At 72.7% G+C, this 21,852-nt stretch carries 18 protein-coding genes; 7 read left to right on the forward strand and 11 right to left on the reverse strand.

Annotated features, from left to right (window positions below; genetic code table 11):
• Positions 1 to 15: 15 nt before the first annotated feature.
• The 7 genes from murD to rsmH form a co-directional block, all read right to left on the reverse strand.
• Positions 16 to 1,455 carry a UDP-N-acetylmuramoyl-L-alanine--D-glutamate ligase gene (murD, locus tag ACRAKF_RS11475; protein WP_447036850.1) on the reverse strand — a complete coding sequence of 480 codons (1,440 nt, stop codon included), beginning with the start codon at positions 1,453 to 1,455 and terminating at the stop codon, positions 16 to 18.
• On the reverse strand, positions 1,437 to 2,507 hold the full coding sequence (gene mraY, locus ACRAKF_RS11480) for a phospho-N-acetylmuramoyl-pentapeptide-transferase (protein ID WP_358584294.1): 1,071 nt from the start codon (positions 2,505 to 2,507) through the stop codon (positions 1,437 to 1,439). The genes murD and mraY overlap by 19 nt, the downstream gene beginning before the upstream one ends.
• Positions 2,504 to 3,919: a UDP-N-acetylmuramoyl-tripeptide--D-alanyl-D-alanine ligase gene (locus tag ACRAKF_RS11485; protein WP_447036851.1), complete on the reverse strand. Its 1,416-nt coding sequence runs from the start codon at positions 3,917 to 3,919 to the stop codon at positions 2,504 to 2,506. The genes mraY and ACRAKF_RS11485 overlap by 4 nt, the downstream gene beginning before the upstream one ends.
• Positions 3,920 to 3,923: 4 nt before the next feature.
• The gene (locus tag ACRAKF_RS11490) at positions 3,924 to 5,576 is read right to left on the reverse strand and encodes a UDP-N-acetylmuramoyl-L-alanyl-D-glutamate--2,6-diaminopimelate ligase (RefSeq protein WP_447036852.1); all 1,653 of its coding nucleotides are present in this window, start codon (positions 5,574 to 5,576) and stop codon (positions 3,924 to 3,926) included.
• Positions 5,577 to 5,653: 77 nt separating this feature from the next.
• Positions 5,654 to 7,615, reverse strand: coding sequence for a penicillin-binding transpeptidase domain-containing protein (locus ACRAKF_RS11495; protein ID WP_447036853.1), 1,962 nt, complete (start codon positions 7,613 to 7,615; stop codon positions 5,654 to 5,656).
• 6 nt (positions 7,616 to 7,621) lie between these two features.
• Positions 7,622 to 8,110 (reverse strand): cell division protein FtsL, encoded by a 489-nt coding sequence (locus ACRAKF_RS11500; protein WP_447036854.1) that lies wholly within the window; start codon positions 8,108 to 8,110, stop codon positions 7,622 to 7,624.
• A 67-nt stretch (positions 8,111 to 8,177) separates the two neighbouring features.
• Positions 8,178 to 9,137 (reverse strand): 16S rRNA (cytosine(1402)-N(4))-methyltransferase RsmH, encoded by a 960-nt coding sequence (gene rsmH / locus ACRAKF_RS11505; protein WP_447036855.1) that lies wholly within the window; start codon positions 9,135 to 9,137, stop codon positions 8,178 to 8,180.
• Positions 9,138 to 9,554: 417 nt separating this feature from the next.
• On the opposite strand from rsmH, the gene ACRAKF_RS11510 reads away from it, so the two are divergent.
• The 4 genes from ACRAKF_RS11510 (at position 9,555) to ACRAKF_RS11525 (ending at position 15,278) form a co-directional block, all read left to right on the forward strand.
• Positions 9,555 to 10,112, forward strand: a complete 558-nt coding sequence (locus ACRAKF_RS11510) for a beta-class carbonic anhydrase (RefSeq protein ID WP_447036856.1) — start codon at positions 9,555 to 9,557, stop codon at positions 10,110 to 10,112.
• A gap of 246 nt (positions 10,113 to 10,358) precedes the next feature.
• Positions 10,359 to 11,381 (forward strand): AAA family ATPase, encoded by a 1,023-nt coding sequence (locus ACRAKF_RS11515; protein WP_447036857.1) that lies wholly within the window; start codon positions 10,359 to 10,361, stop codon positions 11,379 to 11,381.
• Positions 11,381 to 12,748, forward strand: coding sequence for a DUF58 domain-containing protein (locus tag ACRAKF_RS11520; RefSeq protein WP_447036858.1), 1,368 nt, complete (start codon positions 11,381 to 11,383; stop codon positions 12,746 to 12,748). The genes ACRAKF_RS11515 and ACRAKF_RS11520 overlap by 1 nt, the downstream gene beginning before the upstream one ends.
• A gap of 58 nt (positions 12,749 to 12,806) precedes the next feature.
• Complete coding sequence (locus tag ACRAKF_RS11525; protein ID WP_447036859.1) at positions 12,807 to 15,278, forward strand: transglutaminase family protein; 2,472 nt, start codon at positions 12,807 to 12,809, stop codon at positions 15,276 to 15,278.
• 144 nt (positions 15,279 to 15,422) lie between these two features.
• Here the strand turns inward: ACRAKF_RS11525 and ACRAKF_RS11530 are convergent, their stop codons facing one another.
• From ACRAKF_RS11530 to ACRAKF_RS11540, 3 genes are all read right to left on the reverse strand, one after another.
• Positions 15,423 to 15,833 (reverse strand): DUF3040 domain-containing protein, encoded by a 411-nt coding sequence (locus ACRAKF_RS11530; protein ID WP_447036860.1) that lies wholly within the window; start codon positions 15,831 to 15,833, stop codon positions 15,423 to 15,425.
• 274 nt (positions 15,834 to 16,107) lie between these two features.
• A complete protein-coding gene (locus tag ACRAKF_RS11535) occupies positions 16,108 to 16,944 on the reverse strand; it encodes a class I SAM-dependent methyltransferase (RefSeq protein WP_447036861.1) in 837 nt (278 codons plus the stop codon).
• A 43-nt stretch (positions 16,945 to 16,987) separates the two neighbouring features.
• Positions 16,988 to 17,539: an SAV_6107 family HEPN domain-containing protein gene (locus ACRAKF_RS11540; RefSeq protein WP_447036862.1), complete on the reverse strand. Its 552-nt coding sequence runs from the start codon at positions 17,537 to 17,539 to the stop codon at positions 16,988 to 16,990.
• A 186-nt stretch (positions 17,540 to 17,725) separates the two neighbouring features.
• Here ACRAKF_RS11540 and ACRAKF_RS11545 point away from each other — a divergent pair, with 186 nt between their 5' ends.
• The 3 genes from ACRAKF_RS11545 (at position 17,726) to ACRAKF_RS11555 (ending at position 20,891) form a co-directional block, all read left to right on the forward strand.
• Positions 17,726 to 18,346, forward strand: coding sequence for a TetR/AcrR family transcriptional regulator (locus ACRAKF_RS11545; RefSeq protein WP_447036863.1), 621 nt, complete (start codon positions 17,726 to 17,728; stop codon positions 18,344 to 18,346).
• Between the two features lie 376 nt (positions 18,347 to 18,722).
• The gene (locus ACRAKF_RS11550) at positions 18,723 to 19,337 is read left to right on the forward strand and encodes a DUF4126 domain-containing protein (protein ID WP_447036864.1); all 615 of its coding nucleotides are present in this window, start codon (positions 18,723 to 18,725) and stop codon (positions 19,335 to 19,337) included.
• Between the two features lie 51 nt (positions 19,338 to 19,388).
• A complete protein-coding gene (locus ACRAKF_RS11555) occupies positions 19,389 to 20,891 on the forward strand; it encodes a phytoene desaturase family protein (protein WP_447036865.1) in 1,503 nt (500 codons plus the stop codon).
• A 12-nt stretch (positions 20,892 to 20,903) separates the two neighbouring features.
• Here the strand turns inward: ACRAKF_RS11555 and ACRAKF_RS11560 are convergent, their stop codons facing one another.
• Positions 20,904 to 21,830, reverse strand: coding sequence for a hypothetical protein (locus ACRAKF_RS11560; RefSeq protein ID WP_447036867.1), 927 nt, complete (start codon positions 21,828 to 21,830; stop codon positions 20,904 to 20,906).
• Positions 21,831 to 21,852: the final 22 nt, after the last annotated feature.

Genomic DNA, 21,852 nt, shown 5'->3' on the forward strand with positions numbered 1-21,852 from the left:
GACCTTCAGACCCGGTCAGGCGCGCGTGGGGCCGAGTTCGCGGACGGCCTCCGCGAACGCTTCACCACGCTTGTTGTAGTTGGTGAACATGTCCATCGACGCGCAGGCCGGGGCCATCAGGACGGTGTCTCCGGGCCCGGCAAGCTCCGCCGCCCGCCGTACCGCCTCGGACATCGCCCCAGTGTCGGTCCGGTCGAGGTCGACGACCGGGACCTCGGGGGCGTGTCGCGCGAGGGCTTCGCGGATGAGCGCCCGGTCCGCGCCGATCAGCACGACCCCGCGCAGCCGCTTCGCCGACCCGGCGACGAGCTCGTCGAAGGTGGCGCCCTTGGCGAGGCCGCCGGCGATCCAGACGATCGACTCGTACGCCGCCAACGAGGCCTGGGCCGCGTGGGTGTTGGTGGCCTTGGAGTCGTCCACGTAGGCGACGCCGGCCACGTCGGTGACGTGCTCGATGCGGTGGGCGTCGGGGCGGAAGGCGCGCAGCCCGTCGCGGACGGCCGTGGCGCGCACGCCGAAGGCGCGCGCGAGGGCCGCGGCGGCCAGCGCGTTGGCGATGTTGTGGGGCGCGGGCGGGCGCACGTCGGAGACCTCGGCGAGCTCCTGGGCCTGCTTCTGGCGGTCCGGCACGAAGGCACGGTCGACGAGGATGCCCTCGACGACGCCGAGTTGCGAGGGCGCGGGCGCGTTCAGCGTGAAACCGATGGCGCGGCAGCCCTCTTCGACGTCGGCCCCGCGGACCAGGTCCTCCGTCGCCTCGTCGGCGACGTTGTAGACGCAGGCCACGTGGTTGCCCTCGTAGACGCGCCCCTTGTCGGCCGCGTAGGCCTCCATGGAGCCGTGCCAGTCGAGGTGGTCGGGCGCCAGGTTCAGGACGGCCGCGGAGTGGGCGCGCAGGGAGGGCGCCCAGTGGAGCTGGTAGGAGGACAGCTCGACGGCGAGCACGTCGTACGCGTCGTCGCCCTCCAGGACCACGTCGACGATCGGGGTGCCGATGTTGCCGACGGCGGCCGTGCGCAGGCCCTCTGCGGCGAGGATCGAGGCGAGCATCTGCGTGGTCGTCGTCTTGCCGTTGGTGCCCGTGACGGCCAGCCAGGGCGCCGCGTCGGGGCCGCGCAGCAGCCAGGCGATCTCGACGTCGCCGACGACGGACACGCCCGCCCGCGCGGCCGCCGCGAAGAGCGGCGCCGACGGCGGCCAGCCGGGAGAGGTCACCACCAGGTCGGTGCCGGGCGGCAGGGTCGCCGCGTCCCCCAGGCGTACCAAGACGCCGTCGGCCCGCAGGGCGGCGGCGCGCTCCTCGTGCCCCGCCGACGAGCCGCCGTCCACGACGGTCACCGACGCGCCGAGGCCGGCCAGGGCGCGGGCGGCGCTGACGCCGCTCACGCCGAGACCGGCGACGGTGATGTTCATGCCCTGCCAGTCGGGCGCAGTGGTCACTTTTCGGCTGCCCATCCCGCGTAGAAGAGTCCGAGGCCGACGATCACGCACATGCCCTGGATGATCCAGAAGCGGACCACGACAAGGACTTCGGACCACCCCTTGAGTTCGAAGTGGTGCTGGAGTGGCGCCATCCGGAAGACCCGCTTGCCGGTCATCTTGAACGAGCCGACCTGGATGACCACCGACATGGTGATCATCACGAAGAGGCCGCCGAGCAGCGCGAGCAGCAGCTCCGTGCGGGAGCAGATCGCGAGGCCGGCGAGCGCGCCGCCGAGGGCGAGCGAGCCGGTGTCGCCCATGAAGATCTTGGCGGGCGAGGTGTTCCACCACAGGAAGCCGAAGCAGGCGCCCATCAGCGCGGAGGCCACGACCGCCAGGTCGAGCGGGTCTCTGACCTCGAAGCACGCCTGCGGGTTGGTCAGCGTCGTGGCGTTGGCGCAGGACTCCTGGTACTGCCAGACACCGATGAAGGTGTACGCGCCGAAGACCATCACCGAGGCGCCGGTGGCGAGGCCGTCCAGGCCGTCGGTGAGGTTCACGCCGTTCGACATCGCGAGGATCATGAACAGCGCCCAGACCACGAACAGGACCGGGCCGATCGACCAGCCGAAGTCCGTGACGAACGACAGCTTGGTGGAGGCCGGGGTCTGGTTGCGGTTGTCCGGCCAGTTGAGCGCGAGCACCGCGAAGCCGATGCCGACGATGAGCTGACCGGCCATCTTCGCCTTGGCGCGCAGACCGAGCGACCGCTGCTTGACGATCTTGATGTAGTCGTCGAGGAAGCCGACGAGGCCCATGCCCGCCATCAGGAAGAGCACCAGGAGGCCGGAGAGCGTGGTCTCCGTGCCGGTGATGATCTTCGTGAGGAAGTACGCGATGAGCGTGGCCAGGATGAAGGCGATGCCACCCATGGTCGGCGTACCGCGCTTGCTGTGGTGCTCGCGCGGGCCGTCGTCCCGGATGAACTGGCCGTAGCCCTTGCGGGCGAGCAGTTTGATCAGCAGCGGAGTGCCGACCAGGGTCAGGAAGAGCCCGATCACACCCGCGAAGAGGATCTGCCTCATCGGCCGGAGACCTGCCCCTCAGAAGACGCCGCGGCGTCGTCGAGCAGCGCCGTGGCGACCCGCTCGAGCCCGACCGATCTGGAAGCCTTCACCAGCACGACGTCTCCTGGGCGCAGCTCGCTGCGCAGCAGGTCGATCGCCGCCTGTGCGTCGGACACGTGCACCGACTCCTCACCCCACGAACCCTCGTTGTATGCGCCCAGTTGGAGCCAGGACGCTTCCCTGCCCCCGACTGCCACGAGCTTGCTCACGTTGAGCCGGACGGCAAGGCGTCCGACCGCGTCGTGCTCGACGAGACCTTCGTCCCCGAGCTCGGCCATGTGACCGAGCACCGCCCACGTACGACGTCCCTTGCCCATGGCCGCGAGCGCGCGCAGGGCCGCTCGCATGGACTCGGGGTTCGCGTTGTAGGCGTCGTTGACGACCGTCACACCGTCCGGGCGCTCGGTGACCTCCATCCGCCAGCGGGACAGCGTGCCCGCCTCGGAGAGCGCGAGGGCGATCTCTTCCACGGACATGCCCAGCTCATGGGCGACGGCGGCCGCGGCAAGCGCGTTCGACACGTGGTGCTCACCGTACAGCCGCAAGGTCACGTCGCTGCACCCGGAGGGTGTGTGCAGCGTAAAAGCGGGCTGTCCGTTCTCTGTGAGCCGGACATTCTCGGCACGTACGTCGGCGTCGTCGGCCTCTCCGAAGAGGAGCACGCGGGCCTTCGTGCGCGAAGCCATGGCGCGCACCAGCGGGTCGTCGGCGTTGAGGACGGCGGCGCCGTCCTCGGGCAGCGACTCGACCAGTTCACCCTTCGCTTGCGCGATCTGCTCGCGGCCGCCGAACTCGCCGATGTGGGCGGTGCCGACGTTCAGGACGAGGCCGATCTTCGGCGGCGTCAGTTCCGTGAGGTAGCGAATATGGCCGATTCCGCGCGCCCCCATCTCCAGGACGAGGAAGCGCGTCTCGTCGGTGGCGCTCAGCGCGGTCAGCGGCAGGCCGATCTCGTTGTTGAGCGAGCCCGGCGTGAAGACCGTGGGTGCCTTGCGCCGGAGCACCTGCGCGAGCAGGTCCTTGGAACTGGTCTTGCCGACGGAGCCCGTCAGCGCCACGAGGGTCGCGCCGAGCCGCTCCACGACATGGCGGGCGAGGGCGCCGAGCGCGGCCTGCACGTCGTCCACGACGATGGCGGGCACGCCGACCGGCCGCGAGGCGAGCACGGCGACCGCACCCGCGGCGATCACGTCGGCCGCGTAGTCGTGGCCGTCGACGCGCTCGCCGACGAAGGCGACGAAGAGGCTGCCGGGCGCCACTTCACGGGAGTCACGGACGACCGGTCCGGTCACCGAGGTGGCCGGATCCGGTATGTCGTACGTCTGCCCGCCGACGACAGTGGCGATCTCGGCGAGGGAGAGGGCGATCACAACTTCATCCCTGGGTTTGCTGGATAGCTTCGCGAAGCACGAGGCGGTCGTCGAAGGGACGCACCACCCCGGCGATGTCCTGTCCCTGCTCATGGCCCTTGCCCGCGACGAGCACGGTGTCACCGGGCCTGGCACGGACCACGGCCGCGCGGATCGCCTCGGCCCGGTCCTCGAAGACGGCGACGTCGCCGCGCTCGTGGGCCGGCACGTCGGCGGCGCCGGCGAGCATCGTGGCGAGAATCGCGAGGGGGTCCTCACCACGGGGGTTGTCGGAGGTCAGTACGGCGGTGTCGGCGAGGCGGGCCGCGGCCGCGCCCATCGGCATCCGCTTGGTCTTGTCGCGGTCGCCGCCGCAGCCGAGCACGATGTGCAGCTTGCCCTCGGTGACCTTGCGCAGCGCGCGCAGGACCGATTCGACGGCGTCCGTCTTGTGGGCGTAGTCGACGACGGCGAGGTAGGGCTGGCCCGCGTCGACGCGCTCCAGGCGGCCCGGCACGCCGGGCACCGCGCCGATGCCGTCGGCGGCCTGCTGCGGGTCGATGCCCGCGACGGCCAGCGAGACGATCGCGGCGAGGGTGTTGGCGACGTTGAAGGGGCCCGCGAGCGGCGACTTGGCGTTGATCCGCTCGCCCTTGGGTCCGACGGCGACGAACGTCGAGTCGAGCGGTCCGACGTGGACGTCCTCGGCGCGCCAGTCGGCGTCGGGGTGGCCCTCGGCGGAGAAGGTGGTGACGGGCACCTCCGACTCGGTGATGAGCCGGCGCCCGTACTCGTCGTCGAAGTTGACCACGCCGAGGCGGGAGCGGCGCTCGGTGAAGAGCTGCGCCTTGGCCTGGAAGTAGTCCTCCATGCCGGAGTGGAACTCCATGTGCTCCGGGCTGAGGTTGTTGAAGACGGCGACGTCGAAGACGCAGCCGTCCACCCGGCCGAGCACCAGGGCGTGGCTGGAGACCTCCATCGCGACGGCCTCGACGCCACGCTCGCGCATCACCGCGAACATCGCCTGGAGGTCGGTGGCTTCGGGGGTCGTCCGCTCGGACTTGATGCGCTCGTCGCCGATGCGTGTCTCGACGGTGCCGATCAGCCCGGTCGAGCGCAGTCCCTTGAGGCCGCCCTCGATGAGGTACGCGGTCGTGGTCTTGCCGGACGTGCCGGTGATGCCGATCTGGAGCAGGCCGCGGCCCGGCCGGCCGTAGACCGTGGCCGCCAGCTCGCCCATGACGGCGCGGGGGCTGTCGACGACCAGGACCGGCAGACCGCTCACGGCCGCGCGTTCGGCGCCCGTCGGGTCGGTGAGGATGGCCGCGGCCCCGAGGTCGGCGGCCTGCGCGACGAAGTCGGCGCCGTGCATGCGGGCGCCGGGCAGCGCGGCGTAGATGTCACCGGGGCGCACCGCGCGGGAATCGTGCGTGATGCCCGTGATCTCCGCGTCGCCCTGGACATCGACGCCGAGACCGCCTGCGAGCTCCGTCAGTGAAGCCGCGGAGACCTGCTCAGGCCGCGGCGGTCCCGGGTATGTCACGGGAGCGCCCTTCTGGGTGGTTTGGGACTGATCAGCGTGTGGCACGGCGGTGAGCGTACCGGGCTCACCCCCCGCGGGGCGAAGCGGGCGGTGTGGCGAGGGGTGGTTCCCCGGGCCGGGAGTGATCGTTGTCACGGGCGGTTCCTGGTCGGTCTGGGGAGTCGGTCTGGGAAGTCGGTCCGGGCAGTCGGCCCGGGGAGTCGGTCCGAGGGCTAGAAGGTCACCGGAAGGCGGGCCGGGCCCTTGCCGGTGGGCGGGACTTGGAGCGTCTTGAGGGCGAACTCCATGACTTTCTTGTGGATGGGGCCACAGATCTGGCCACCGAAGTAGCTGCCCCGGGTGGCGTTCTGGATCGCGCAGTAGACGGTGACGCGCGGCTTGTCGGCCGGCGCGAAACCGGCGAACGACGAGGTGTAGCCCTGGTAGCGGCCGGTCACGGGGTCGACCCGGTTGGCCGTACCGGTCTTGCCCGCGACGCGGTAGCCGGGGATGCGGGCCTTGTTGCCGGTGCCCTCTTCGTCGTCGACCACCGACTCCAGCATCCGCGCCAGGGTCTTGGCCGTCTTGTCGCTCACCACCCGGGTCTTCTTCGGCCTGGGGGCGGGCGTGAAGCGGCCGTCGGGGCCCTTGGTGCCGCGCACGAGCGTGGGCTCCACGCGTACGCCGTTGTTGGCGATGGTCGAGTAGACCGAGGTGGCCTGCATGGCGTTGATCGAGAAGCCCTGGCCGAACGGGATCGTGTACTGCTGCGAGGTCGACCACTTGTCGGCGGAGGCGAAGATGCCGGGCGTCTCGCCGGGGAAGCCGAGCCCGGTCTCCCTGCCGATGCCGAACTTGCGCAGGTAGGAGTGGAGGACCTCGTTGGCCTCCTTCTGCGTCTTGCCCAGCTCGCCGGTGGCCAGGATGGTGCCGATGTTGGAGGACTTGGCGAGCACGCCGTTGAGCGTCAGGGACCAGGTGGGGTGGTCGATGTCGTCCTGGAAGAGGCGGTCGCCGCGGTGCAGCCGGTTGGGCACGGTGACATGGGTGTCGGGCGTGGCCGCGTTCTCCTCGAGGACCGCGGCCATCGACATGACCTTGGCGGTGGAGCCGGGCTCGAAGGCGTCCTGGAGCGCGGCGTTGCCGAGCGCCCTGCCGTTGGCCTGCGAGAGGTCATTGGGGTCGAAGCCGGGCGCGTTGGCCATCGCGAGGACCTCACCGGTCCGCGTGTCCTGCACCAGCACGTAGCCGCGGTCGGCCCCGGACTTCTCGACCTGCTCGCTGATGGCGTTCTGCGCGGCCCACTGGATGTCACGGTCGATGGTGAGCTCGACGTCGGAGCCGGGCACGGCGGGCGTCTCCATGGAGCCCGCGGTCGGCACCTGCCGGCCACCGGACTGGGCATAGCGGATCTTGCCCTCCTCGCCCGCCAGCTTCTTGTTGAGCTTCTGTTCGAGGCCGCCCGCGCCCTTGCCCTCGGCGTTGACCCAGCCCAGTATCCCGGCGGCGAGGTCGTCGTTGGGGTAGACCCGCTTGCTGCTGGGGTCCGCGAGGACGCCGGCCAGCACGTTCGGCGAGTCCGGGTCGGCGGTCGCCTTCTCCGCGAGGGCTCCGCGCAGGTCCTTGATCTGCTTCCACACCTGGGGGGTCTGGCGGCGGGCCAGCAGGACGTACCGGGTGTCCGGGGTCTTGAGCTTCGCGGTGATCTTCGCCGCGTCCTGGCCGAGGATGGGGGCAAGGAGCGCGGCGGCCTGCTCCGGCGCGTCCTTGATCTCCATCTCCTTCGGCGTGAACAGCGAGGGGTCGGCCGTGATGTCGTACGCGTCCTCACTGGCCGCCAGCTCGACGCCGCCGCGGTCGGTGATGCGCCCGCGCTCGGGCGTCAGGGTGTGGGTGAAATAGCGGTTCTCCTCGGCCTTGGCCGCGTACGCGCCGGCGTCGACGGCCTGCACCTGGAGCAGCCGTACGACGAAGGCGAGCATCACCAGGGTCAGGCCGAGGCTGACCATGCGCAGCCGGGGCCGGGGGCTGCCGAGGCGGATGGTGCGGGCCCTGCCCTTGGCCGCGGGGCGGCGGGCGGCGGGGCGCTTGCCGGACGCGGGCCGCTTGCCGGACGCCGGGCGGCGGGCGGCGGCGGGGCGCACGGGCTTCGCCGGCCCTGGCACGCGGCGCCGCGGGGGTTCCCTGTCGGACACTTGTCATCACCTGCCGGGGTTCGTGGGGGCGGGCGGCGCCGGGGCCTGCGGCCGCGGCGCGGGGGGCGCGGCCGGGGCCTGCGGGATGACGACCGGGGCGGGCGCCCCCTGCGGGCGGGGCGCGGGCTGCCCGGTGGCGGTGCGGGGCACGCCGCGCACGCTTCCGTCGGGGTTCAGGAAGGCGGGGTCGCCGCCGGGGACCATGCCGAGCTCGTCGGCGCGGCGCTGGAGGGCGTCGGGGGCCGCGTAGCCGTCCACCTCGCGCTGGAGCTGCTGTTCCTCCTCGGTGAGGTCCTTGGTCCGCTTCTTCAGCTCGCTGAGCTGGAAGGAGCCTTCGTTGAGCGAGGAGTTCAGGATGAGCAGCATGATCAGGCCGCCGCCGAGGAGCAGCACGACGAGGAGGACGAAGGGGGCCCGTGCGGCCTGGGCCGGGCCCTGCGGCAGCAGTCGCGCGAGGCGGGCGGCCCTCCCCCGCAGCTCGGGTTTCCTGCTCATGGAGCCTCCTCGCGGACTCTGCTCATGGGGCCTGGCGGCCTGATCCGCCCTCTGCGGGCCTACCGGCTCAACCGACGTCTTCGCGTACGCGCTGGGCGCCGCGCAGCCGGGCGGGCGCCGCCCTGCGGTTCTCGGCGACCTCTTCCTCGGTGGGCAGTTCGGCACCGCGGGTCAGCAGCTTGAGCCGCGGCTGGTAACGCTCCGGGACCACGGGCAGACCGGCGGGCGCGCTGTTCGTCGCACCGGCCGCGAAGACCTGTTTCACCAGCCGGTCTTCGAGCGAGTGGTACGAGAGGACGGCGATACGGCCGCCGACGGCGAGCGTCTTGACGGCCGCGGGGATGGCCCGCTCCAGGACGCTCAACTCGCCGTTGACCTCGATGCGCAGGGCCTGGAAGGTGCGCTTGGCGGGGTTGCCGCCGGTGCGCTTGGCGGCCTGCGGCAGGGAGTCGCGGATCAGCTCGACGAGGCGGGCGCTGTTGGTGAACGGCTCCTTCTCGCGCTCGCGCACGACGGCGCCCACGATCCGCTTGGCCTGCTTCTCCTCGCCGTACTGGCGCAGGATCCGCACCAGTTCGCCGGGCGCGTACGTGTTGAGGACCTCGGCGGCGCTCATGCCGGTCGTCTGGTCCATGCGCATGTCCAGGGGCGCGTCCTGGGCGTACGCGAACCCCCGGTCGGCCTCGTCGAGTTGCATGGAGGAGACGCCGAGGTCGAAGAGGACGCCCTGCACGCGCCGGACGCCGAGGCGGTCGAGCACCTCGGGCAGTTCGTCGTAGACGGCGTGGACGAGGGTGGCCCGGTCGCCGAAGGGGGCGAGCCGCTCACCGGAGAGGCGCAGGGCCTCCTTGTCCCGGTCCAGGGCGATGAGGCGGGCGGCGGGGAAGGTGGAGAGCAGGGCCTCGCTGTGGCCGCCGAGGCCGAGGGTGCAGTCCACGACGACCGCGCCCGGCTCGGCGAGCGAGGGGGCCAACATGTCCAGGCACCGCTGGAGCATCACCGGGACGTGTCGGCTGTTGTCGGTCAAGGGGCCCTCTCAGGTCCGGCGCGGCGTCCGTACGCACTGCCGGGTCCCCGCCCGCTCCGTGAAGGGGAATGGCCCGCCGGCGCCGGGAAATGGCGTCAGCCGACCGGAGCGGGAGGAGGCCGAGCCGTACGTACGCGCCGCGCACGTGGGGGTTCCGGGGAACCCCCGGGATGTGCGGTCCAGCGGGGAGCAGGTCGCGGCTCCCGCTTCGCGTCACTTTAGTCCACCGCGTCTCCCGGTCAATCAACCGGCCTGCGCGTCGCCGACCAAACCGATAAAGGCGACGAAAAGGGAGAAGTCACTCGAACAGTGCCCCTTACGACACTCGTGTGGGTTACCTCACAACAAGAGTCTTTGACGTTCTTTGTCCCTTCCCACGACGCGCCGCGGCGATCAGTGCGCACTAACGTCGTCCCCATGTCGACTTCCGCATCTCCCTCGGGCCCCACTCCCGCAGAGCCGCTCGGCGACATAGCCGTCGGCTCGGTCACCGACCGCCTGGTCGAAGCCAACGCGAGGTACGCCGCCGGCTTCGCCGATCCCGGCATGGACGCCCGCCCCGTCCTGCGCGTCGCCGTCGTCGCCTGCATGGACGCGCGCCTGGACCTGCACGAGGCGCTCGGCCTCGAACTGGGCGACTGCCACACCATCCGCAACGCGGGCGGTGTCGTCACCGACGACGTCATCCGCTCGCTGACCATCAGCCAGCGCGCCCTCGGCACCCGCAGCGTCGCCCTCATCCACCACACCACCTGCGGCCTCGAATCCCTCACCGAGGAGTTCCGGCACGACCTGGAGATGGAGGTCGGACAGCGTCCGGCGTGGGCGGTGGAGTCGTTCCGCGACGTCGACCAGGACGTCCGGCAGTCCATCCGCCGCGTGCGGACCTCCCCCTTCCTCCTCCACACCGACGACGTACGCGGATTCGTGTTCGACGTGAAGACGGGTCTCCTGCGCGAGATCGATCCCGCGTGACACCGATCCCACGTGACACCGTGCATGACTGACAAAGAGTCGTAAGACCCGACAAATCGGCGCCAGTTATCCACAGGCGAGTGACACAACCCCTTATGCCCAACAACAATGCGGGGGTGGCACCACGCGGAACCATCACGCGTGGTGCCGGTGAATTCGGGGTGGGCCGGGCCGCGCGCAATGAGCGGCCCGGAAATGGGGAATCCCTGCTCCTTGAGAGCTTGGGGAAGGGCCGAGGAGGGCCGGGTGACGACCTATGACGATCGAGCGAGCCTCACTGATCTGACCACCACCGCGGAGCGCGTCCGCGGATCGGTGGAAGGCGTGATCGAGGGCAAGCCGGAGGTCGTACGGCTTTCGCTGACCGTGCTGCTCGCCGAGGGGCACCTGCTCATCGAGGATGTGCCGGGCGTCGGCAAGACCATGCTGGCCAAGGCGCTCGCGCGCTCCATCGACTGTTCCGTGCGGCGGATCCAGTTCACGCCGGACCTGCTGCCTTCGGACATCACGGGTGTGTCCATCTTCGACCAGCAGCGCCGGGACTTCGAGTTCAAGCCGGGCGCGATCTTCGCGCAGATCGTGATCGGCGACGAGATCAACCGCGCGTCGCCGAAGACGCAGTCCGCGCTCCTGGAGTCCATGGAGGAGCGCCAGGTCACGATCGACGGGCAGACCTATGAACTGCCGAGCCCATTCATGGTGATCGCCACCCAGAACCCGGTGGAGATGGAGGGCACGTACCCCCTGCCCGAGGCGCAGCGCGACCGCTTCATGGCACGCGTCTCCATCGGCTATCCGGGCCCGGAGGCCGAGCTTCAGATGCTCGACATCCACGGCGGCGCCTCCCCTCTGGACGACCTCCAGCCGGTGGCGCACGCCCACGAGATCGTCAAGCTCATCGACGCCGTCCGCACCGTCCACGTCGCCGACACCGTGCGCAGGTACGCGGTGGACCTGGTCGCGGCGACCCGCAACCACCCGGACCTGAGACTCGGGGCGTCCCCGCGCGCGACGCTGCACCTGCTGCGCGCCGCCAAGGCGTCCGCGGCTCTCAGCGGCCGGGAGTTCGCCCTCCCTGACGACGTGCAGGCCCTGGCCGTCGCGGTCCTCGCGCACCGCCTGCTGCCCACGGCACAGGCCCAGTTGAACCGGCGCACGGCCGAGCAGGTCGTCCTGGAGATCCTCCAGCACACCCCGGTCCCCGCCGCCGCCCAGCCCGCCCCCGGCGGGTTCTTCAACCAGCAGCCGCCCGGCGCCCGGAGGCTGTGATGGCTGCCGGGGGGCAGCCGAGCGGTCCCGCCGACGACGACAAGGGCGGGCTGCGCACGGCCCTCGCGGGTCTGACCACCCGCGGGCGCTCCTTCCTCGCGGCCGGCGTCGCCGCCGCCATCTGTGCCTATGTCCTCGGCCAGAGCGATCTGCTGCGGGTGGGGCTGCTGCTCGCCGTGCTGCCGCTGGTCTGCGCCGTCGTCCTCTTCCGCACCCGGTACCGCGTCGCGGGCAGCCGCAGGCTCTCCCCCGCGCGCGTGCCCGCGGGTTCCGAGGCCCGCGTCCACCTGCGCATGGACAACGTCTCCCGGCTGCCCACCGGTCTCCTGATGCTCCAGGACCGGGTGCCCTACGTCCTCGGACCCCGGCCCCGGTTCGTGCTCGACCGCGTCGAGGCGGGCGGCCGCCGCGAGGTGTCCTACCGCGTCCGCTCCGACCTGCGCGGGCGCTATCCGCTCGGCCCGCTGCAACTGCGCCTCTCGGACCCGTTCGGCATGTGCGAGCTGACGCGTTCCTTCTCGACGTACGACACCCTCACCGTCATCCCGCGCGTGGAGGCGCTGCCCCCGGTGCGGCTCACCGGCGAGGCCAAGGGGTACGGCGACGGGCGCAACCGCTCGCTGGCCCTCGCCGGCGAGGACGACGTCATCCCGCGCGGGTACCGCCACGGCGACGACCTGCGCCGGGTGCACTGGCGCTCCACCGCGCGCTACGGCGAGCTGATGGTCCGCCGCGAGGAGCAGCCGCAGCGCGCCCGCTGCACGGTGCTCCTGGACACCCGGGGCGTCGGCTTCCGGGGCGCGGGCCCCGACTCGGCCTTCGAATGGGCGGTCTCGGGCACGGCCTCCACCCTGGTGCACATGCTGGAGCGCGGCTTCTCGGTCCGGCTCCTCACCGACACCGGGACATCGTTGCCCGGCGAGGGCTCGGACGGCTTCGCGGGTGCCGGCCAGGAGTCGGCGGACGCGGCCGGGCTGATGATGGACACCCTCGCGGTGATCGACCACTCCGACGGCGCCGGACTCTCCCGCGCCTACGACGTCCTGCGCGGGGGCAACGAAGGCCTCCTCGTCGCCTTCGTCGGCGACCTCGACGAGGAGCAGGCGGCCGTGGTCGGCAAGATGCGCCAGCGCAGCGGCTCCGCGGTCGCCTTCGTCCTGGACAGCACGGCCTGGGCCCAGGGCCCGGGCAACGCTCCCCCCGATAACGGTGACGCGCGCGTGCGGATGCTGCGCGAGGCCGGCTGGACGGCCCTGCCCGTGCCGCCGGGCGCGAGCCTGACGGACCTGTGGCGCCAGGCGGACCTCGCCCGCACCAGCGCGGGCCCCGCACCCGCCACCGGGACGACGACCGGGGGCTGGGCATGAGAGGCCGTCCCGGACGGCGAGTACGTACGACAGTGGGTACGACAGTAGGGGGACCGTCATGAGCGGACGCGCGCGGCTGTCGCTCTGCGCCACCGCGGCCACGCTGATGGCGTCGAGCGCGATGCTGCCGCTCGTCGACCCCGCGACGTGGTTCCTGCAAGCGGTGATCCTGCTCGCGCTGCAGAGCGGCGTGGGCGCGCTGGCCCGCCGGGCGCCGCTGGCCAGGCCGCTCACCGTGGCGGTGCAGGCGCTGGTGACGCTGCTGCTGCTCACCCTGGTCTTCGCCCGCCGGCAGGCCGTCGCCGGGTTCCTGCCGGGCCCCGACGTGTTCCGCCGCTTCGGGCTGCTCCTGGAGGCGGGCGCCGACGACGTCGGGCGGTACGCGATCCCGGCGCCGCTCAGCGACGGCATCCGGCTGATGCTGGTCGGCGGCGTCCTGGTGATAGGCCTCGCGGTGGACGCCCTCGCGGTGACCTTCCGTACGGCGGCCCCCGCCGGGCTCCCGCTGCTCGCGCTGTACTCGGTCGCGGCGGGCCTCTCCGGTGACGGCGCCGGATGGCTGTGGTTCCTGCTGGCCGCCGCCGGGTATCTGCTGCTCCTGCTCGCGGAGGGCCGCGACAGGCTCTCGCAGTGGGGCCGGGTGTTCGGCGGCGCGGCGCGCGCGCCGGGGCGGGTCTCGGGCGGCCTGGAGAGCAGCACCGGGGTGATCGCCCCGGTCCGCACCGGACGGCGTATCGGCGCCCTGGCCCTGGGCATCGCCCTGGTGGTGCCGCTCGCGCTGCCCGCCCTCGACGGCGGGCTGCTGGGCGGCGACGGCGGCCCCGGGGGCGACGGCTCGGGCGGCGGCGGGACGATCTCCGCCGTGAACCCGCTGGTCGCCCTCCAGGACAGCCTGAACCAGCCGGAGGACCGCGAGGTCATCTCGTACCGCACGAACGCCGAGCGGACCGCGGAGCAGTATCTGCGCATCGTCTCGCTCGACCAGTTCGACGGTACGACCTGGAAGACGACCGTGCGGCGCATCGAGGACGTGCCCTCACCGCTGCCGACCCCCCGGGGGCTCGCCGCCGACGTGCGCAGGAGCGAGGTCCGGACGACCCTCTCGGCCTCCGAGAGCTATGCGCAGAACTGGCTGCCCATGCCCTTCCCCGCCAGCAACGTGCAGATCGGCGGCCGCTGGCGGTACGAGCCGGTGGGCCGCGCTCTCGTCGGCGACCGGGGACAGACCACGCGGGGCGCGAAGTACCAGGTCACGAGCCTGGTGGTGGAGCCCACGGCCGAGCAGCTCGCGAACGCCTCCGCGCCGCCCAGCGATCTGCGGGAGGAGTTCACCGAGGTCCCGGAGTCCCTGCCGGGGATGGTCGCGGACCGGGCCCGCCAGGTCACCAAGGGCGCCGCGAACCCGTACGAGCAGGCGGTCAAGCTCCAGGACTACTTCGCCTCCGACGGCGGCTTCACGTACAACACCCAGGTCAAGGCGGGCAGTGGTCCTTCCGCGATCCGGAGGTTCCTGGAGCAGAAGGAGGGCTTCTGCGTCCACTTCTCCTTCGCGATGGCCTCCATGGCGCGGACGCTCGGCATCCCGGCCCGCGTCGCCGTGGGCTTCACGCCGGGCTCCGCGCAGGCGGACGGCACCATGTCGGTGGGGCTGCGGGACGCGCACGCCTGGCCCGAGCTGTACTTCGAGGGCGTGGGCTGGACCCGCTTCGAGCCGACGCCCAACCGCGGCTCGGTGCCGGAGTACACCCGCTCCGACGTCGTCCCCGGCGACGCCGGTGACCCCGACATGCCGGAGCCCTCGGCCGCCGCCGAGCCCTCCACGGCGCCTTCGGCCGCCGAGAGCTGCCCGCCCGACCTGGCGAAGCAGGGCGGCTGCACCAGCGCGGCTCCGGAGATCGCGGCCGGGTCGGGCAGCGGCGGGCCGCCCGTCGGGAAGATCGTGGCCCTCTCGGTGGCCGCGCTGCTCCTGCTGTTCGCGCTCTTGTCGCCGCTGCTGTGGCGGACCCGGGTGCAGTCGGTGCGGCTGGCGACGGGGCCGCACGGACAGGCCCCGGTCGGCGGCTGGGCGCGTGGGGCCGGCGGTCCCACACCGGAAGCCGCGGCGGCGCGGACACTCGCCGCCTGGCTCGAAGCGACCGACACCGCGTGGGACCACGGCATCCTGCCCGACGAGTCGCTGACGCCGCGCAAGGCCGCCGCCCGGATCGTCCGCATCGGCAAGCTGTCGACGGAGCCCGCGGCGGCCGCGCACCGGCTGGCGACCGCGGTGGAACAGGTGCTGTACGCCCCGTCCCCGCAGCCCGTGTCGGGGCTCTCCGACGACGTACGACGGATACGCCAGGGGCTGCGCGCCTCGGCGACCCGCTCCATCCGGTTGCGGGCGACGCTCGCCCCGCGTTCCACCGCTCGGGTGGTGTGGGCGGCCTCGGAACGCTGGTCGGCGCTGAGCGAACGGTGGAGCGAGCGGGTCACCGAGCGGTGGACGGCCCTGACGAGGAAGCTGCCGCGCCGGGCGCGGCAGGAGGGCTGAGGGGTCGGGGCCACGGGAGGCTGCCCTGGGGGCTGGGGGCCTGTCCTACCCGTGGCGCGCACGCGCGTGAGGGGTGACCGCCCGGTGGCGGTCACCCCTCACGTACAGCACAATGCCTTCCGGCTCAGCCCGGCAGGGCCTCGCTCACTGGCCGCCCTGCTCGTCGCGGCGGCGCTGCCACCGCTGTTCGATACGGTCCATGACGGAGCGGCGCTGCCTTGTCTGCCGTCGAGCCTGCGGCCCACCCTGCGCGGCGGCGGCTCCAGAGCCCTGTTCACCGGGCTTCGGGGCCTTGCGCCAACCGGTGACGGCGAGCACCGCACAGCCCAGCATGACGAGAAAACCCACCACGCTGATCCAGATCTGCTGGGCGACCATTCCGGCCATGAGAAGGGCGATGCCCACCAGGAAGCCCGCGACCGCTTGGTAGACCCGCTTCCGGGTGTACGTACGCAGCCCGCTTCCCTCAAGCGCTGTCGCGAACTTGGGATCTTCGGCGTACAGCGCTCGCTCCATTTGCTCGAGCATGCGCTGCTCGTGCTCCGAGAGCGGCACGGAGTCCTCCTCATCGTGCAGTCGCCGGGGCGACCGGGGGTCCCCTTCAGGATAGGCAGGGAATCGCCCCCGTGAAACCCGCCCCTCTGCGCCAACTTCGCCAAACCGGCCTTCATGCCCCTCCGGCCCGCTGAAGCGTGCATTCCCCAGCGGCCGGACTGTCATGCAGGACGGTGTCCCTCGATCATACGGCGCCAGTAGCCCGTTCGGGGGGCCTGTGGCGTACTCCATGTGCGGCTGCGCCCCTGATCAGCGGGGCAGCCACCGGCGCACCTCAGGCTCCGGCCGTCTCCTGGACCTCGCCGAGCACATGGAGCTGGGTGGCCACGGCGTGGAAGGCGGGCAGCTCGGCGGCCGCGGCCTCCAGCTTGAGCAGGGCCTCCATGGCGCCGGGCTCGGTGTCCACGAGGACGCCCGGGACCAGGTCGGCGAAGACCCGGACACCGTGCACCGCGTCGACGCGGACGCCCGCGGCCTCGACGAGCGCGGTGAGCTGCTCGGCGGTGAAGCGGCGCGGCACGGGGTCGCCCTCGCCCCAGCGGCCCGCCGGGTCGGCGAGGGCCGTCCGCGCCTCCGTGAAGTGGCCCGCGAGGGCCCGCGCGAGCACGGCACCGCCGAGTCCGGCGCCGAGCAGGCTGAGGATGCCGCCGGGGCGCAGCGCGTCGACGGCGAGGCGCACGCCCTCGGCCGGGTCGTCCACGTACTCCAGGACGCCGTGGCACAGGACGGCGTCGAAGCCGCCGCGCCCGACCACGTCGAAGAGGCCGAGCACATCGCCCTGGACACCGCGCACCCGGTCGGCGACTCCGGCCTCGGCGGCCCGGCGCTCCAGCGCGAACAGCGCGTTGGGGCTGGGGTCGACGACCGTGACGCGGTGCCCGAGGCGGGCGACGGGCACCGCGAAGTTGCCGCTGCCGCCCCCGGTGTCGAGCACGTCGAGCTCGGCGCGCGACTCCCGGCCCGTGACCTTGACGCGGCGGTCGAGGGCTTCCTTCAGGACGTCCCAGACCACGGCGGTACGGAGAGAGGCGCGGGGACGGGAGGGGTCGGAGCGCAGCGATGCCGTTTGAGCGTGGTGGTGGGAGACGGGCGGGCGCATCGGGTCCGACACGGCAGTTGACTCCTCGGCGCGTGGGGTGCGAACAGCTCCCACCCTAATGGGAAGTGAAGGGCGGCCCCTCTCCGGCCGCGGGCGGCTCCTGCCTCGGCTGGGGCAGTACGGGCTGGAGCACCAGCATCCGCTCGACCAGACGCAGGAACATCGCCACGTCCCGCAACAGGTCGTCGGCGTCGCGGGCGGTGGCGGCGTCCCGGATGCCCGCCTCGGCGCGGGCCCTGCGGGCGGCGCCGGAGGCGAAGAGGGCGCTCCACTCGGTCAGTTCGGGTGCTATCTCGGGGAGGACTTCCCAGGCGCTTCGGATGCGCTGCCTGCGGCGCGGGGTCGTCTCGGGCCGGCCGCGCGCGGCGAGGACGGCGGCCGCGGTGCGCAGGGCGGCGAGGTGGGCGGTGGCATAGCGCTCGTTCGGGGCGTCGAGGCGGGCCGCCTCTTCGATTCCGGCGCGGGCCTGGCCGAGCAGTTCGAGGGCGGCGGGCGGGGCGGTCGCGCGGCGCAGGACGGGGTGGACATCGCTCGCCGGGCCGGTCAGTGAGGGAGCGGCGCCGACGGCGCGGTGCCGGCGTGCGGCTGCTGCGGAAGAGCTGGCCATGACGAACCTCCTGTCGTCGTGTGACGGCACAGTGGCCGTATGTGCCCATGGTGAAGTACCCCACTGACAATCGGCCTTGACCTGGCCTTTCGCCCATATCGCCGGTGTGCGGGAAGGCGTGGCCCGGGGCCGGGTCCGCCCGGAGCCCGCGCTGGGGGCGCGGCGGGACCTGTGAGAATCAGGGCCATGGACAGCAGTGCGGCCGGCAGTCGGCGAGAGGCCACCCGGCAGAAGCTCTACGAAGCCGCCGTCACCCTCATCGCGGAACAGGGCTTCTCCGCGACGACGGTCGACGAGATCGCCGAGCGTGCGGGGGTCGCGAAGGGCACCGTCTACTACAACTTCGCGAGCAAGTCCGTCCTCTTCGAAGAGCTGCTGCGGCACGGTGTCGGCCTGCTGGCCGCCTCGCTGAAGGAGGCGGCAGAGGAGACGGACCGGGCCGGCGGCAGCAAGGTCGACGCGCTCGACGCGATGATCAGGGCCGGCCTGGTCTTCATCAACCGCTACCCCGCCTTCACGCAGCTCTACGTGGCCGAGCTCTGGCGGACCAACCGGGCCTGGCAGTCCACGCTCCTGGTGGTCAGACAGCAGGCGGTCGCGGTGGTCGAGGACGTGCTGCGCGCGGGCGTCGGCAACGGCGAGCTGAGCGAGGAGATCGACATCCCGCTGACGGCCGCCGCGCTCGTCGGCATGGTGCTGGTCGCCGCCCTCGACTGGCAGGCCTTCCAGCCCCAGCGCTCGCTCGACGACGTGCACGCGGCGCTGTCCCGGCTGCTCCAGGGCCGTGTGAGCGGCACGCGCGCGTAGCGGCGCTCGCCCGTCCGCTCAAGGGCCGCGCGCGACAGCGCCGGTCCGTCGGCCCCCCGTCTCCGGGCGGCACCGGACCGGCGCCTCTCACGTCCCCCGTGACCCCCGTGCGACCCCCGTGTGGTCGTCCCCCGAGTCACCCCCGTACCTCGCCCCCGCCTGGTGGCGGGAGGAGCGGGCAAGGGTGTGGCGCCTGTTCCGCCGCCCCGTGTCGGCGGTACCGGCGCCACGCCCTTCTCCGTGGCCCTCACTCTTCCGTCTTTGCAGGTGAGGGCCCATCCGCGCGCGTACTCATCTCTTCTCCTAGGTACGCGTACTCAGGCATGCGCGCGCGACCTCAGGCCGGTCCGCTCCGGCAGTGGTTACGATCGCGTCCGTGTCCGTACTCCCCCTGGTGTTCACCAGCGGCTGGGCCAGCGGGATCAACGCGTACGCCGTTGTCCTGCTGCTCGGCGTCTTCGGCGCGACCGGCGTCAGCGACGAGGTCCCTGAGGCGCTCCAGCGGCCGGACGTCCTGATCGCCGCCGGAGCGCTCTTCGCCTGCGAGGCCGTCGCCGACAAGATCCCCTACGTCGACTCGGTGTGGGACTCCGTGCACACCGTGATCCGGCCGGTCTCCGGAGCCGTGGTCGGGGCGCTGCTCGCGGGGCAGAGCGGTTCGCTCCCCGATCTGGCGGCGGGGGCCGTCGGCGGCTCGACCGCGCTGGCCAGCCACGCGGTGAAGGCCGGGACGCGGATGGCGGTCAACACCTCGCCGGAGCCGTTCAGCAACGTCGTGCTGAGCATCGCGGAGGACCTCGGGGTCGGCGGGATCATCTCCTTCGCCATGTTCCATCCGGAGGCCGCCGCGATCATCGCGGGTGTACTCCTGGTGCTCGGCCTGTTCCTCCTCGTCCTCCTCGTCTCCCGCATCCGCCGGTTCCTGCGGCGCAGGGCGCAGCGGCGCGAGGAGAGGCGGCTCGCGGGCCGCGCGGGGCCGCCGCCCGGCTGAGCGCGAGGGGCTCCGGTGTCACTGTCAGTGGCGGCCGATAAAGTCCCTGGCATGGCACGGATTGTGGTGATCGGCGCCGGGATGGGCGCGATGACGGCCGCCGCCCGGCTCGCCGTCGCGGGCCACCGGGTGGTGGTGTACGAACGCGGGGAGACGTACGGCGGCGCGCTCGGCCGCTTCGAGCGGGACGGCTTCGCCTTCGACACGGGACCGGGACTGCTCCAGCTCCCCGCGGTCTACCGCGACGTGTTCGTCAAGACCGGCAAGGAGCCCCTGGAGAAGTGCGTCGAGCTCACCCAGGTGGAGCCCGCCGTGCGGCACGTCTTCGCGGACGGCACCGTCACCGACCTGCCGAACGCCTCGCGCGCGGGCATCGGCGAGGCCCTGGACAAGGCGCTCGGCGACGGCTCGGGGGCCCGCTGGGCGGCGTTCATGAACCGTGCGAGGGAGACGTGGGACCGCACCCGCCGCCCCCTCCTGGAGGAGCCGCTCTTCGACGACTGGACGGTGCTCGGCGCCCGCGAGCCGTATCCCGCCGTGGTCCACAAGCGGCTGCTGCGCCGCGACCGCCGCGCGGCCACGGTCAGCGAGATCGGCGAGCTGGAGCTGGGCGGCGACCCCCGCCTCGTGGCGCTCCTCGAACACTTCGCCCTGGCGCACGGCCTCGACCCACGGACGACCCCGGCGAGCGCGGCCGTCCTGCCGTACATGGAACAGACCTTCGGTGTCTGGGCGGTGCGGGGCGGCATGCGTGAGCTGGCCCGGGCGCTGTACGAGCGGTGCCTGGCCCGGCGGGTCGAGTTCGTGTTCGGCGCCGCGGTGACGCGGATCGTGGAGAAGGACGGCCGCGCCGCGGGCGTGGAGCTCGCGGACGGCACGGCGGAGGAAGCCGACTTCGTGGTCGCGGGCGTCGCGCCCACCGCGCTTGCCGGGCTGCTGCCGGGCGGCGTGGACGTGCGGGCGGCGGGTGACGTGCCCGGACGCTCCGGGACACCGAGCCGCCTGACGGTTCTGCTGGCCCTGTCCGGCGGCCGCCCCGAGTCCGCACCGCACCGCACGGTGGTGCACGCGGCGGACCGCGGGGCCGAGCTCGACCACCTCTTCGGGGAGCGGCCGGGCCTCGCCGCCGCCCCCTCCCTCACGGTGCTGCGCCCCGAAGGACCCGGCCTCGCTCCGGACGACGCGCACGAGGCGGTGACGCTCACGGTGACGGTGCCCGCGCGTCTGGAGGTCACCCCGGCCGACGTGGAGCGGCTGATCGACCGCGCCGAGGCCGCCGTCCCCGGCCTGCGGAGCCGCCTGCTGTGGCACGAGGTGCGTACGCCGGCCGACGTGGCCGAGGCCACGGGCGCCGACGGCGGCTCGGTGCCCGCCCCCGCTCTCGCCGCGGCGGACGGCGGGCTCCTGCATCCGGCCAACGGCACCCGGCTGCCGGGGCTCTTCGCCGTCGGCGGCTGGTCGCATCCGGGTGGCGGACTGCCCCACGCGGGTATGTCGGGGGCGCTGGTCGCCGGGCTGATCGTCGAAGGGCCGGAGTTCCGCGGCTCGCAGTGAGCGGGCGGAGGGTCAGTAGCGGTACTGCTGCTCGTTCTGGTCCGGGTGGTGGCCCGGGCCCGAGCCTGAGCCCGAGTTCGGGCCCTGGTCCGGGCCGTCGTAGCCGTCGCCGTGCCCGTACGGATACGGCTGCTCCTGCGGGAGCTCCCCGCCGTACTGCGCCTCGGTGGAGCGCTGCTGGGGCACCCAGACGCCGCCGGGCGGGGTCTCGTTGTAGACCTCGTCGAGCCCGCCGTAGGTGTCGCCGCCGTACGGGGCGTACTGCTGCTGCCCGCCGTAGGCGTCGTAGCCCTGCCCTGCGCCGTAGCCCTGCCCGCCGATGTACGGGTCGGAGTACGGGGCGTACTGCTGCTGCCCGCTCTCGCCGTACGCGTAGCCCTGCTGGTCGTAACCCGGCTGGTCGTAGCCCGCGAAGGCCGCGGTGTCGTAGCCGTGGTCGGCGCCCTGGTGGGCGTCACCGGTGGCGGGCGGGGCGTGCGCCGCGTCGTCGTAGACGCCGTACTGGCCGGTGTCGTCGGGCATCGGCTCCGGTGCGTAGACCCCCGGGTCGTGCGCGGGCGGCGGCGGGACCGGCTCGAACTGCTGGTCGGGAGCCTGCTCGTACTCCAGGTCGGAGACCTGGAGCGTCGGCTCCTGCACGGCCGCTGACCTGCCGGACGCCTTGCGGCGCCTGCTCAGCCCCGGCTTGCCGCCGAGCGCCCAGCCGGTGGAGAAGCCCTGGCGGAACGAGAGCGTCACGTACGTCTGGCCGGTGGCGAAGGCGATGGCGCCGAGCCCGATGACCCACACCGACGGCATGAGCACGCCGACGACCACGCAGAGGAAGCCCACGAACGCCAGGAGCCGCCAGCGCAGCCTGGCCTTGTACTGCAGCAGCACCTCGCCGAGCAGCCACAGCGCGACGCATCCGAACGCGATGTAGAGGACCGTCCAGCCCATTACGCCCCTCTCCCCTACGGCC

It is taken from the genome of Streptomyces sp. DSM 118878 (genome assembly GCF_052936595.1).

Excerpts from the sequence above, each read along its gene's own strand:
- ACRAKF_RS11525 (WP_447036859.1), top strand. The coding sequence starts at position 12,807 with ATGAGCGGACGCGCGCGGCTGTCGCTCTGCGCCACCGCGGCCACGCTG.
- ACRAKF_RS11545 (WP_447036863.1), top strand. The coding sequence starts at position 17,726 with ATGGACAGCAGTGCGGCCGGCAGTCGGCGAGAGGCCACCCGGCAGAAG.
- ACRAKF_RS11520 (WP_447036858.1), top strand. The coding sequence starts at position 11,381 with ATGGCTGCCGGGGGGCAGCCGAGCGGTCCCGCCGACGACGACAAGGGC.
- murD (WP_447036850.1), bottom strand. The coding sequence starts at position 1,455 with ATGGGCAGCCGAAAAGTGACCACTGCGCCCGACTGGCAGGGCATGAAC.
- ACRAKF_RS11555 (WP_447036865.1), top strand. The coding sequence starts at position 19,389 with ATGGCACGGATTGTGGTGATCGGCGCCGGGATGGGCGCGATGACGGCC.
- mraY (WP_358584294.1), bottom strand. The coding sequence starts at position 2,507 with ATGAGGCAGATCCTCTTCGCGGGTGTGATCGGGCTCTTCCTGACCCTG.
- ACRAKF_RS11560 (WP_447036867.1), bottom strand. The coding sequence starts at position 21,830 with ATGGGCTGGACGGTCCTCTACATCGCGTTCGGATGCGTCGCGCTGTGG.
- ACRAKF_RS11540 (WP_447036862.1), bottom strand. The coding sequence starts at position 17,539 with ATGGCCAGCTCTTCCGCAGCAGCCGCACGCCGGCACCGCGCCGTCGGC.
- ACRAKF_RS11510 (WP_447036856.1), top strand. The coding sequence starts at position 9,555 with ATGTCGACTTCCGCATCTCCCTCGGGCCCCACTCCCGCAGAGCCGCTC.
- ACRAKF_RS11500 (WP_447036854.1), bottom strand. The coding sequence starts at position 8,110 with ATGAGCAGGAAACCCGAGCTGCGGGGGAGGGCCGCCCGCCTCGCGCGA.